This window comes from Ottowia beijingensis (genome assembly GCF_013423955.1).
Lineage (GTDB): Bacteria > Pseudomonadota > Gammaproteobacteria > Burkholderiales > Burkholderiaceae_C > Ottowia > Ottowia beijingensis.
Window position 1 is genome coordinate 2430849 of the sequence record NZ_JACCKX010000001.1, and the last position, 12145, is coordinate 2442993.

Genomic DNA, 12145 nt, shown 5'->3' on the forward strand with positions numbered 1-12145 from the left:
CGCAGAGGACGCAAAGATTGCGCAGAGAACGCAGAAGGAAACAAGGAAAGAAGAAAACTTTGGCTGTTTTCTTTGCGTCCTCTGCGTAACTTCTGCGTCCTCTGCGTCCGGTATTCGAATTCATTAGAGAGCTCCCATCCATGCCCACCATCGAATCCAAACTCAATCCCCGTTCTGCTGACTTCCAGGCCAACGCCGACGCCATGCGCGCGCTGGTGGACGACCTGAAGGCGCAGGTGCAGAAGGTGGGCGCCGGCGGCGGCGAGGCCGCGCGCAAGAAGCACATGGACCGCGGCAAGCTGCTGCCCCGCGTGCGCGTGCAGATGCTGCTCGACCCCGGCACGCCCTTCCTCGAAGTGGCGCCGCTGGCCGCGCTGAACATGTACCCCGACCGCGACGGCAGCGACAGCGCACCGGGCGCCGGCATCGTGGCCGGCATCGGTCGCGTGGCCGGTGTCGACTGCATGATCGTCTGCAACGACGCCACCGTGAAGGGCGGCACCTACTACCCGATGACGGTGAAGAAGCACCTGCGCGCGCAGGAGATCGCCGAGCAGAACCGCCTGCCCTGCATCTACCTGGTCGACTCGGGCGGCGCCAACCTGCCGAACCAGGACGAGGTGTTCCCCGACCGCGACCACTTCGGCCGCATCTTCTACAACCAGGCGCAGATGAGTGCCCAGGGCATCGCGCAGATCGCCGTGGTGATGGGCAGCTGCACGGCCGGCGGCGCCTACGTGCCGGCCATGAGTGACGAGAGCATCATCGTCAAGAACCAGGGCACCATCTTCCTGGGCGGCCCGCCGTTGGTGAAGGCCGCCACCGGCGAGGTGGTGAGCGCCGAGGACCTGGGCGGCGGCGACGTGCACACGCGCCTGTCGGGCGTGGCCGACCACCTGGCCAACAACGACACCCACGCGCTGGCGCTGGCGCGCGAGGCGGTGTCGCGGCTCAATCACAAGAAGAGCTACAGCGGCGCGCTGCAGGCGCCGGCAGCTCCCAAATATGCAGCGGAAGAGCTGTACGGCGTGATCCCCACCGACACGCGCAAGCCCTTCGACGTGCGCGAAATCATCGCCCGCATCGTCGATGGCAGCGACTTCCACGAGTTCAAGCAGCGCTTCGGCACCACGCTGGTGTGCGGCTTCGCGCATATCGAGGGCATGCCGGTGGGCATCGTCGCCAACAACGGCATCCTGTTCAGCGAGAGCGCGCAGAAAGGCGCGCACTTCATCGAGCTGTGCGGCCAGCGCAAGATTCCGCTGGTCTTTCTGCAGAACATCACCGGCTTCATGGTCGGCCGCAAGTACGAGAACGAGGGCATCGCCCGCCACGGCGCCAAGATGGTGACGGCCGTGGCCACGGTCAACGTGCCCAAGTTCACCATCATCATCGGCGGCAGCTTCGGCGCCGGCAACTACGGCATGTGCGGCCGCGCGTACAGCCCGCGCTTCTTGTGGATGTGGCCCAACGCGCGCATCAGCGTGATGGGCGGCGAGCAGGCCGCCGGCGTGCTGGCCACCGTCAAGCGCGACGGCATTGAGGCCAAGGGCGGCCAATGGTCGGCTGAGGAAGAAGAAGCCTTCAAGGCCCCCATCCGCCAGCAGTACGAGGACCAGGGCCACCCCTACTACGCCACCGCCCGCCTGTGGGACGACGGCATCATCGACCCCGCCGACACGCGCCGCATGCTGGGGCTGGGCCTGTCGGCGGCGCAGAACGCGCCCGTGCCGGACGTGAAGTTCGGCGTGTTCCGCATGTGAGCACGGTCATTACCCAAAATTATTGAAAAAGGTAAATTACCTGAAATCAGTAATTCAAGGTAAACGATGTCTGTCCTGCTCTTTCCTCGCCCCGACTACGCCGACGCGCTGGCCGACCAGTTGCTGGCCCCTCGGGGCTGCACACCAGCGTGCGCTCGGGCGTCTTCCTGTCCAACATCCGGCGCGTGGGCAAAAGCACCTTCCTGCGCAACGAACTGGTGCCCGAACTGCGCCAGCGCGGCGCCATCGTCATCTACGTCGATCTGTGGGCCGACGTGAACCGCGCGCCGCTGGACCTGGTGCTGGAGGCGGTGCGCGCGCAATTGCGCACGCTGCAGGGGGCAGGGCACGGTTTGCTCAAGCGCGTCAAGGGCGCGTCGCTCGGCGCGGCGGGCCTGTCCTTCAGCTTTCAGCTCGACACCCTGGGCCTGCCCGGCGGCGTCACCCTGGCGCAGGCGATACACGAGCTGGTGCAGAAAGCCGAAACCGATGTGGTGCTGATCGTGGACGAAGTGCAGCAAGCCGCCGGCACGGCAGGCACTGCGCTGATGGCCGCCCTCAAGGCCGCGCGCGACGCGGTCAATGGCGACCCTGGGGCGCGCGGCCACTTCCTGTTCATCGGCACCGGCTCGCACCGCTCGCTGATGAACGACATGGCCACCAAGCCCTCGCACCCCTTCAAGGGCGCGGTGACGGCGCCCTTCGAGCCGCTGCAGCAAGACTATGTGGCGTGGAAGCTCGATCAACTGGCCGCCGATGGCGTGCGCCTGCCTTCGCCCGAAGCCGCATGGCGCGGCTTTCAAGCGCTGGGGCACCGGCCGGAAGAGCTGGAGCGGGCGCTGGGCCAGTTTCAGGCCGCCCCGCAGGGCAGCGATGCCGAGTTCGAGCTGATCTGCGCCACCCTGGCCTATGCCGCCGCCGACATCGAGTTTGCCCGCGCCGGCGAAATCGGCGGCGAGCTGGGCGAGCTGGTGTTCACCCGCATCGCCGACGGCCCGGAAGAAGGCACGCGCGAGCTCTACGGCCAGGCCGCGCTGGCCGACTACGGCGCGGCCCTGGGGCTGCCGGTGGAGGTCAAGCAGGTTCAAACCACGGTGGACGGGCTGGTGGCCGCCAACCTGATCGCCCGCATCGGCCACGGCCGCTTCATCATCTCCGACCCCTATGTGCGCAGTATCTGGCGGCAGCGCAAGGCGACCACGGCAGCGCTGCGCGCCGGCCGGCCGGTGCCCGCCCATGGGGACGGATTGTGAAGATGCAACGCCCGATGACCTGCCGGTCCGCCATTCAACGAGCCCTGCCATGAACCCCCGCACCCACTTCGCCACCCTGGCGCGCTACAACGCTTGGGCCACACGACGTCTGCTGGATGGCGTGGCGGCGCTCGGCGAGGACGACTATCGGCGCGACGTCGGTCTGTTCTTCAAGAGCGTTCACGGCACGTTGAATCATTTGCTGTTGGGCGAGCATGGGGTGTGGTTCGAGCGTTTCGCTGGACGGGCGTCGCCCCGGGTGGACCTGGGCGCTGAAGTCGAGCCCAATCGCACGCGCCTTGCCGAGCGGTTGCTGGAAGGCGCCGCGCGCTGGCAACCGCTGATCGAAAGCTGGCCGGCCGAGCGCTTCGGCGGCACGCTCGACTACGCCACCACCAAAGGCGTGCCGTTGTCACTGCCCTTCGCCGCCACGCTGGCACACGTCTTCAACCACGGCACGCACCACCGCGGCCAGGTGACGGCAGCGCTCACCCTGCTGGGCCAGGCGTGCCCCGTCATCGATCTGGTCTACATGCTCCAAGAGGAACAAGCCAAGCCATGACCCAAGCCATTCGCATCTCCGCCCAGGGCGGCATCGCCACCGTCGTGCTGTCGCGCCCCGACGTGCGCAACGCCTTCAACGACGAGGTGATCGCCGAACTGTCGCAGGCCTTCATTCAACTGGGCGACGACCCGCAGGTGCGCGCCATCGTGCTGATGGCCGAAGGCCCGGCCTTCTGCGCCGGGGCCGACCTGAACTGGATGCGCCGCATGGCCGACTACTCGCGCGAGGAGAACGAGCAGGACGCCGAGAAACTCGCCTTCATGCTGCGCACCATCTACGAATGCCCCAAGCCGACGATTGCCCGCGTGCAGGGCGACGTGTACGCCGGCGGCATGGGCCTGGTGGCGTGCTGCGACATGGCGGTGAGCGTCGATACGGCGAACTACTGCCTCAGCGAAGTCAAGCTGGGCCTGATCCCCGCCACCATCGGCCCCTACGTCATCCGCGCCATGGGGCCGCGCGCGTCGCACCGCTACTTCCTCACCGCCGAACGCTTCAGCGCGGCCGAGGCGCGGCGCATCGGCTTCGTGCACGAGGTGGTGCCGGCCGATCAGCTCGACGCCACCGTCAGCACCTGGGTGCAGGCGCTGCTGGCCGCCAGCCCCAACGCCATCAAGGAGTGCAAGAAGCTGGTGCAGTACGTGGCCGACCGCGACATCACGCGGCTCTTGATCGACCACACGGTGAAGGCCATTGCCGACATCCGCGCCAGCGACGAAGGCAAGGAAGGCGTGCAGAGCTTCCTGAACAAGCGCAAGCCGGCGTGGGTGGTGAACTCATGATTCCGGTTGATTCCATCGTCCGATCGGTCCCCGTAGGCTGGGTTGAGCGCAGCGAAACCCAGCAGTAACTGCTGGGTTTCCTGCGTCAACCCAGCCTACGGATGTTTTTCGCCTTTTGCGCAGATGGGGAAAGCGCAGGCAGCTATGAATAACGTAGCTATCGTCGTCCGTTTGCCGGTGCCGTCATGCGCCGTGGCGGCAGCGCCCACGTCAGCCTTCGCGCCGGCGCCCGCGTTGTGCGTGCGCGGGCAGGCGCGTGTGGCCTGCCGCTCACTCTGACAGGCGGTACGGCAATGGAAGACCTTATCCAGCAACTGGTGCAATGGCTGCACACCATGGGCATCCACCCCAGCCACGAGACGGCCGCGGCCGTTGGCGATGCGGTGGGTCAGGCCGGCGCGGCCGTGGGCGGCGCCGTGGCGCCGGTGGTGGCCAAGATGGACATGCCGGCACTCATCGCGCTGGCGGCGGCGCTGGGCTGGGCCAGCGGCTTCCGGCTGTATGCGGTGGTGTTCCTGACGGGCGCCATGGGCTACGCGGGCTGGATTCCGCTGCCCGAGGGGCTGAAGCTCTTGATGCATCCTGCGGTGCTGACGGCCAGCGGCTTCATGCTGCTGGTGGAGTTCTTCGCCGACAAGATTCCGTGGATCGACAGCCTGTGGGACACGGTGCACAGCGTCATCCGCATTCCGGCCGGCGCACTGCTGGCGGCGGGCGTGTTCGGCGCCGACTCGGCCACCACGGGCCTGGTGGCAGGCATCCTGGGCGGCTCGCTGGCGGCCACTGCGTTCGCCACCAAGGCCACCACGCGCGCGGCCATCAACACCAGCCCCGAGCCGGTCAGCAACTGGCTGGCCTCGTTTTTCGAGGACGGCCTGGCCGTGGTCGTGATGTGGCTGGCCACCCAATACCCGGTCACCTTCGGCATCGTGCTGGCGGTGATGCTGGTGCTGTCCGTGCTGCTGCTGATCGTGCTGTGGAAGTTTCTGAAGCTGGTGGTGCGCAAGCTGCGCGATTTCTTCGGCAGCGGCGCACCGGCGCCCAGCAGTGCCTAGATCGATTCGAGTTAACGAGGGGACGACGATGTTCAAAAAATCCTGATCGCCAATCGCGGCGAAATCGCCTGCCGCGTGGCAGCCACCGCGCGCCGCCTGGGCGTGAAGACCGTGGCCGTGTATTCCGACGCCGACGCGCACGCCAAGCACGTGATGGCCTGCGACGAGGCCGTGCATGTGGGCGGCAGCACCCCCAAGGAGAGCTACCTGCAGTGGCAACGCATCATCGATGCGGCCAAGGCGACGGGTGCCGAAGCCATTCACCCCGGCTATGGCTTCCTGAGCGAGAACGAGGACTTCGCCCAGGCCTGCGTCGATGCGGGCCTGGTCTTCATCGGCCCGCCCGCCAGCGCCATCAACGCCATGGGGCTGAAGGCCGAATCCAAGCGCCTGATGGAGGCCGCCGGCGTGCCGCTGGTGCCGGGCTACCACGGTGCCGACCAGGACCCGGCGCTGCTGCAAAGGGAAGCCGATCGGATCGGCTATCCGGTGCTCATCAAGGCCAGCGCGGGCGGCGGCGGCAAGGGCATGCGCGCAGTCGAGAAGGCCGAGGATTTCGCCGCCGCGCTGGAAAGCTGCAAGCGCGAAGCCATCAACAGCTTCGGCGACGACGCCGTGCTGGTCGAGAAATACGTGCAGCGCCCGCGCCACATCGAGATCCAGGTGTTCGGCGACGCGCAGGGCAACTATGTCTACCTGTTCGAGCGCGACTGCTCGGTGCAGCGTCGCCATCAGAAGGTGCTGGAAGAGGCGCCCGCGCCCGGCATGACGGAAGAGCTGCGCGAGCGCATGGGCCAGGCGGCGGTGGCGGCGGCGCGCGCGGTGAACTACGTGGGCGCCGGCACGGTGGAGTTCATCGTCGAGCAGCCGGGCGGCTATGACAAGCCCGAGGACATGAAGTTCTACTTCATGGAGATGAACACGCGCCTGCAGGTGGAGCACCCGGTCACCGAGGCCATCACCGGCCAGGATCTGGTGGAGTGGCAACTGCTGGTGGCCAGCGGCGAGCCGCTTCCGCTCGCGCAGGACGAGCTGCTGATCGACGGCCACGCCATCGAGGCCCGCATCTGCGCAGAGAACCCCGACAACAATTTCCTGCCGGCCACCGGCACCCTGCAGGTGTACCGCAAGCCAGCGGCAGCCAACTTCGAGTTCGACGCCGTGCGCATCGACGACGGCGTGCGCGAGGGCGATGCCATCAGCCCCTTCTACGACCCGATGATCGCCAAGCTCATCGTCTGGGGCGCCACGCGCGAGGAGGCGCTGGGCAAGCTCGACGCGGCGCTGGCCGAGGTGGCCATCGTCGGCGTGCACTCCAACGTGCAGTTCCTGCGCCGCGTGCTGGCCGCCGATTCGTTCGCCCAGGCCCGGCTGGACACGGCGCTGATCGATCGCGAGCGCGCGCACCTGTTCAATCAGGACCCGATCGGCGTCGAGCTGGCCGTGGCCGCCGCCGTGGCGCAGACGGTGCTGGCCGAGCGCGACGCCGAAAGCCACGACCCGTTCAGCCGCGTGGACGGCTTTCGCTCGCACGGCGTGGCCTCGCGCCGCATCGACCTGGAATACCGCGGCAAGCCGGTGGTGGCCAAGCTGCGCTACCTCGACGACGGCCTGCAGCTCAAGGTGGACGACGGCGAGCGCGCGCCGATCGACTTCACGCGCCAGAGCGACGGCCGCATCGACCTGCGCTACGGCCGCCGCCGCCAGGTGGTGCGCGTGTTCCGCCTCGGCGAGGTGAGCCACATTTTCGGCACCGACGGCGCCACCAGCATCACCGAGCTGGACGTGCTGGCCCACGCCATCGAAGGCAGCGAGGGCGGGCGCCTGACGGCGCCGATGCCGGGCAAGGTGGTGTCGATCGCCGTCAACGCCGGCGACAGGGTGGCCAAGGGCCAGCCGCTGGCGGTGATGGAGGCGATGAAGATGGAGCACACCATCGCGGCGCCTCAGGACGGCGTGGTCGAGGAGGTGCTGTACGCCCCAGGCGACCAGGTCGCCGAAGGCGCCGAGCTGCTGCGCCTGCAGGTGGCGAACTGAGCAGCCAGCCTGGAGGGCGTCGCGTGCGCCAGGGAAGGTGAGAGGATGTGTGTCCTCTCCTTGGCTTGCCCGCTGCCGCGCAGGCCGTGCCGGCGTGGCCCTACAGCACCGCGAAGAGCTTTTCCTTGAACTCGGGCAGGCGTTTCACGCCAGTGCGGTTGGTGGCCATGGTGTCTTCCCACCGCTGGAACACCTGCCGTAACTCGGCACTGGTTTTGCAATCCCGGATGGCTTCCATCAGCGTGAGCTGCGAATAGAGCGGGAAGATGGTGGTCAGAGTGTTGATCATGAAGTTGCGCGCCATCTCCAGCTCCTGGGGCTGCGCTCGCTGGCCGGCGGCAGGCCGAGGTCGCTCCGGGCCGGTCCGCTTGCCGGCGCCGTGGGGGCGTCGGCCGCGGCTGGCTGGGCGGGCTTGATCGCCGAGGCGACCGGTGCCCGGCACACCTCGATGAAACCCTCGTCGATCAGCGATTGCAGCATCGAGGTCACGTCCTTGCCCGTGCAGTAGTGTGAGAGATCTTCTCCGGTCCTCGATCCGTCGATGAGCAGCAGCAGCCGTCGTTCCAGCAGGGACAGTCGTGTGTTCGAGTCTCGATCACTGACTTGCCGGCGGGCGTTTTGGCAAAGGTGAGCGAAAGCAGCTGGGGGCGATACTGTTCATGGTAGTGAATAGGTAGGATTCACTGCGCGTCAACGTCGGAGAATAGGTAAACGCACATGCTGGCGCAAGACGGCTGCTTTTTCAACAGGGAAAGCGCGCATCCATGCAGGGTGGCTCCAGGCATCAGGCCGGGTGCCCGAAGCCGCCTCCTTAACACTCGGACATTCGCAGCCTGCCGGCTTGTGCCATGGGGCTAAACTGATTCCTCGGCTTTTCCTTGAAGGTTCATGTCATGGCTATTCCCGCCCGCGTTCGAATCATCGATGTCGGCCCCCGCGACGGTCTGCAGAACGAGAAGCAGCCCGTGCCCGCGGCCGTCAAGATCGAACTGGTGCACCGCCTGCAGGATGCGGGGCTGAAGGAGATCGAGGTCACCAGCTTCGTCAGCCCCAAGTGGGTGCCGCAGATGGCCGACGCGGCCGAGGTGCTGGCGGGCATCCAGCGCCGGCCGGACGTGCGCTACAGCGTGCTGACGCCGAACATGAAGGGCTTCGAGGGCGCGGTGGCTGCGGGCGTCGACGAGATCGTGGTCTTCGGCGCCGCCAGCGAAGCCTTCAGCCAGAAGAACATCAACTGCAGCATCGCCGAGAGCATCGAGCGCTTCGCGCCCGTCGTCGAAGCGGCGCTGGCCAAGGGCATTGCCGTGCGCGGCGCCATGAGTTGCACCGTCGGCTGCCCGTACGAAGGCGACATCGCGCCCGAGAAGGTGGCCTACCTGGCCGGCCTGATGAAGGGCATCGGCGTGCAGCGCGTGGACGTGGCCGACACCATCGGCGTCGGCACGCCGCGCCAGGTGCAGGCGGCCATCACGGCGACGCTGCAACACTTCGGCGTCGACGCCGTGTGCGGCCACTTCCACGACACCTACGGTCAGGCGCTGGCCAACACGCTGGCGGCGCTGGAGCTGGGCGTGTGGAACTTCCAGTCCTCCGTCGCCGGCCTGGGCGGCTGCCCTTACGCCAAGGGCGCCACCGGCAACGTGGCGACGGAAGACGTGGTCTACATGCTGCACGGCATGGGCATCGACATCGGCATCGACCTCGACAAGCTGATCGACGCCGGCCAGTACATCAGCGACTTCCTTGGCCGCAAGTCGGGCTCGCGCGTGGCCACGGCCATCGTGAACAAGCGCGCGGGCTGATCGCACCATGGACTGGCACGTCTGGCTGGCCTACTTCGTCGCCTCGTGGGTGATCGCGGTGTCGCCCGGCTCGGGCGCGGTGCTGGCCATGAGCCATGGCCTGGCCTACGGCGTGCGCGGCGCGTCGGCCACGGTGCTGGGCTTGCAGATCGGGCTGGCCTTCATCCTGCTGGTCGCGGGGGCGGGCGTGGGAGCGGTGCTGGTGGCCTCGGCCGGCGCGTTCATGGTGGTCAAGCTGCTGGGCGCGGCGTACCTGCTGTGGCTCGGCTTCAAGCAGTGGCGCGCGCCGGTCACGCTGGACGATGGCGGGGCGCAGGCCGGGCCGCCGGTGATGCGCCTGCGCCAGCGCGTCCTCACCGGGGCGCTGACCAATGCCACCAACCCCAAGGGCATCGTCTTCATGGTGGCGGTGCTGCCGCAGTTCATCGACCCGAAGCGGCCGCTGCTGCTGCAACTGCTGATCCTGCTGGTGACCACGCTGGCGGTGGACACGGTGGTGATGCACGGCTACGCGCTGCTGGCGTCGCGCCTGCGCGCGCTGCTGCGCTCGGCGCGGGCGCGGCGCACGCAGAACCGCGTGTTCGGCGGCGTGCTGATGGGCATGGGCGCCAGCCTGCTGATGGTGGATCGCGCAGTGAAGGCGGGATAGAACATGACGGATGAAGACTTGAAGCGCCAGCCCGAGGGCGTGCAGCGCGTGGCCGCAGCGCTGAAGGCAGCCGGCCACGCGCACATGCCCCGCATGCTGGACGACGCGGCGCGTACCGCGCAACAGGCCGCCGACGCGCTGGGCATCGACGTGGGGCAGATCGCCAAGAGCATCATCTTCCGCCGCAAGGCCGATGACGCGGCGGTGCTGGTCATCACCAGCGGCGACCGGCGCGTGGACGAGAAGAAGGTCGAGGCGCTGGTGTGCGCCGACTGCGGCGGCAAGCTGGGCCGCGCCGATGCCGAGTTCGTGAAGGCGAAGACCGGGTTCTCCATCGGCGGCGTGTCGCCGGTGGCGCATGCCGACTTGCCGGTGACGCTGATCGACCGCGAGCTGTTCCGCTTCAGCGAGATCTGGGCCGCCGCCGGGCACCCGCACGGTGTGTTCAAGCTGACGCCGGCCGATCTGGAGCACCTGACCGGCGCGCCGGTGGCGGATGTGGTGGCCTTGTGAGTGCTCATGATTTGATAGCTGGCAGCGCTCTCCCCTACAGCGCTGGAGCCCTTTTTGTTCATGATTCCGAAGCCATCGTGGCATCGGTTGGGCAGTCATGGAACTGCACATCGGCACCGCAGGCTGGCAGGTGACGGCGGCGCAGCGCGATGCCTTCCCCACCGAAGGCACGCACCTGCATCGCTACGCCGCGCGCCTGGGCGCGGCCGAGATCAACAGCTCGTTCTACCGGCCGCACGCCACCGCCACCTACGCCAGGTGGCGCGCGCAGACGCCGCCGGGCTTTCGCTTTGCCGTCAAGCTGCCCAGGGCCATCACGCACCAGGCACGGTTGCGCGAGGCAGGCGAGGCGCTGCACACCTTTCTGGACCAGGTCGCCGGCCTGTCCGACCGGCTCGGCTGCCTGCTGGTGCAGCTGCCGCCCAGCCTGCGGTTCGACGCGGTCGTCGCCGACGGCTTCCTGCGCGCCTTGCGCCGCCGCCATGCGGGCGACGTGGTGCTGGAGCCGCGCCACGCCAGCTGGTTCGATGAGCAAGCCGACGCCCTGCTGGTGCAGCACCACGTGGCGCGCGTGCTGGCCGATCCGCAGCTGCACCCGCGTGGCGCCGCGCCGGGTGGCTGGCCGGGGCTGGTGTACCTGCGGCTGCACGGCACGCCACGCGTGTACACCAGCGCCTACGAACCCGGCTGGCTGCACCGGCTGGCCGAACGCATCGTGCAGGCGCGGCGCGAGACGGCCGCGCTGTGGTGCATCTTCGACAACACCGCCGAAGGCCATGCGCTGCGCGACGCGATGGCCTTGCAGCAGGCCGTCGACGCACGGCAGGAGATGACTTCGTGAGCCGGCTCGACACCCTGGTGGCCGACGCGGCGCAGGCCCGCGCCGCGGGCGAGCCGCTGCCTTCGCCCTGCGTGCAGATTTGCCGCATCGACGCGCGCACCGGCTGGTGCGAAGGGTGCTGGCGCCGGCTGGAAGAAATCGGCGGCTGGATGACGATGGACGAGGATGCCCGCTGGGCCGTGTGGCAGCGCATTGCGCAGCGCCGCGCCACCGCCCCGCCAACGCGACCATGAAACACATCGACTGTTATCTCGACTTCATATCGCCCTACGCTTATCTGGCGTTCGAGCGGTTGCCGCGCGCGCTGGAAGGGCTGAGCTACCAGGTCAGCTACCGGCCGATCCTGTTCGCCGGGCTGCTGCAGCACCACGGCCAGCTCGGGCCGGCCGAGATTGCGCCCAAGCGCGACTGGACCTACCGCCAGGTGCTGTGGCTGGCGCGCGAGCACGGCATTGCGATGGATCTGCCGGCCGCACACCCTTCAACCCGCTGGCGCTGCTGCGCCTGGCCTGGGCCTGCGCGCGGCAGGGTGCGCCCAACCGCTACGTGTGCGAGACGATCTTCCGCCACGCGTGGCAGGGCGGCGCGGCGGCCGACGATGCGGCGCGCCTGCAGGCGCTGACCGCGCAGCTGGTTCCCACGCGCGACCCGGCCGGTGCCGAGGTGAAGCAGGCTCTGCGCGCCGCCACCGACGCGGCGCTGGCCGCGGGCGTGTTCGGCGTGCCCACCTTCGCGGTGGATGGCCGCCTGTTCTGGGGCCTGGACGCGCTGCCCATGCTGCGCGCGCAGATCGAGGGCGATGTGCGCGTCGATGCCGTGTGGGCCGCCGCTGCAAGCGTGGCGCAAGGCGTGCGGCGCTGAATGGAGGACTGTGGCCATCGCTGG

General features: G+C 68.3%; 13 protein-coding genes and 1 pseudogene. 12 read left to right on the forward strand and 2 right to left on the reverse strand.

Translation table 11 applies throughout. The features are described 5' to 3' along the window. Positions 1–140 precede the first annotated feature (140 nt). The 6 genes from H0I39_RS12255 to H0I39_RS12280 all read left to right on the forward strand — a co-directional run bounded on the left by H0I39_RS12255 (position 141) and on the right by H0I39_RS12280 (position 7455). Positions 141–1763, forward strand: a complete 1623-nt coding sequence (locus tag H0I39_RS12255) for a carboxyl transferase domain-containing protein (protein WP_180550678.1) — start codon at positions 141–143, stop codon at positions 1761–1763. A 149-nt stretch (positions 1764–1912) separates the two neighbouring features. Next, positions 1913–3016, forward strand: coding sequence for an ATP-binding protein (locus H0I39_RS12260; RefSeq protein WP_180550679.1), 1104 nt, complete (start codon positions 1913–1915; stop codon positions 3014–3016). Positions 3017–3065: 49 nt separating this feature from the next. Continuing rightward, positions 3066–3578, forward strand: a complete 513-nt coding sequence (locus tag H0I39_RS12265; protein ID WP_180550680.1) for a DinB family protein — start codon at positions 3066–3068, stop codon at positions 3576–3578. Then, positions 3575–4363: an enoyl-CoA hydratase/isomerase family protein gene (locus tag H0I39_RS12270; protein WP_180550681.1), complete on the forward strand. Its 789-nt coding sequence runs from the start codon at positions 3575–3577 to the stop codon at positions 4361–4363. Before H0I39_RS12265 ends, H0I39_RS12270 begins: the two co-directional genes overlap by 4 nt. A 293-nt stretch (positions 4364–4656) precedes the next feature. Beyond that, positions 4657–5418: a DUF4126 domain-containing protein gene (locus tag H0I39_RS12275; protein ID WP_180550682.1), complete on the forward strand. Its 762-nt coding sequence runs from the start codon at positions 4657–4659 to the stop codon at positions 5416–5418. A 75-nt stretch (positions 5419–5493) separates the two neighbouring features. Continuing rightward, entirely contained in the window at positions 5494–7455 is a 1962-nt protein-coding gene (locus tag H0I39_RS12280) for an acetyl/propionyl/methylcrotonyl-CoA carboxylase subunit alpha (protein WP_308645841.1), read from the forward strand. 100 nt (positions 7456–7555) lie between these two features. Here H0I39_RS12280 and H0I39_RS12285 read toward each other — a convergent pair whose 3' ends face one another. Together H0I39_RS12285 and H0I39_RS12290 are read right to left on the reverse strand one after the other, a co-directional pair. Beyond that, a complete protein-coding gene (locus tag H0I39_RS12285; RefSeq protein ID WP_180550683.1) occupies positions 7556–7759 on the reverse strand; it encodes a hypothetical protein in 204 nt (67 codons plus the stop codon). Further along, a complete protein-coding gene (locus H0I39_RS12290) occupies positions 7741–7935 on the reverse strand; it encodes a hypothetical protein (RefSeq protein WP_180550684.1) in 195 nt (64 codons plus the stop codon). Before H0I39_RS12290 ends, H0I39_RS12285 begins: the two co-directional genes overlap by 19 nt. 413 nt (positions 7936–8348) lie before the next feature. Here H0I39_RS12290 and H0I39_RS12295 point away from each other — a divergent pair, with 413 nt between their 5' ends. The 6 genes and pseudogenes from H0I39_RS12295 (at position 8349) to H0I39_RS12320 (ending at position 12121) form a co-directional block, all read left to right on the forward strand. Further along, complete coding sequence (locus tag H0I39_RS12295; protein WP_180550685.1) at positions 8349–9257, forward strand: hydroxymethylglutaryl-CoA lyase; 909 nt, start codon at positions 8349–8351, stop codon at positions 9255–9257. Between the two features lie 7 nt (positions 9258–9264). Continuing rightward, positions 9265–9906, forward strand: a complete 642-nt coding sequence (locus H0I39_RS12300) for a LysE family transporter (RefSeq protein WP_180550686.1) — start codon at positions 9265–9267, stop codon at positions 9904–9906. Positions 9907–9909: 3 nt separating this feature from the next. Further along, complete coding sequence (locus H0I39_RS12305; protein ID WP_180550687.1) at positions 9910–10419, forward strand: YbaK/EbsC family protein; 510 nt, start codon at positions 9910–9912, stop codon at positions 10417–10419. Between the two features lie 97 nt (positions 10420–10516). Continuing rightward, a complete protein-coding gene (locus H0I39_RS12310; RefSeq protein WP_180550688.1) occupies positions 10517–11260 on the forward strand; it encodes a DUF72 domain-containing protein in 744 nt (247 codons plus the stop codon). After that, positions 11257–11493, forward strand: coding sequence for a DUF1289 domain-containing protein (locus H0I39_RS22240; RefSeq protein WP_308645842.1), 237 nt, complete (start codon positions 11257–11259; stop codon positions 11491–11493). The genes H0I39_RS12310 and H0I39_RS22240 overlap by 4 nt, the downstream gene beginning before the upstream one ends. Then, a pseudogene (locus H0I39_RS12320) lies at positions 11490–12121 on the forward strand (2-hydroxychromene-2-carboxylate isomerase). The gene H0I39_RS22240 and the pseudogene H0I39_RS12320 overlap by 4 nt, the downstream one beginning before the upstream one ends. Positions 12122–12145 lie beyond the last annotated feature (24 nt).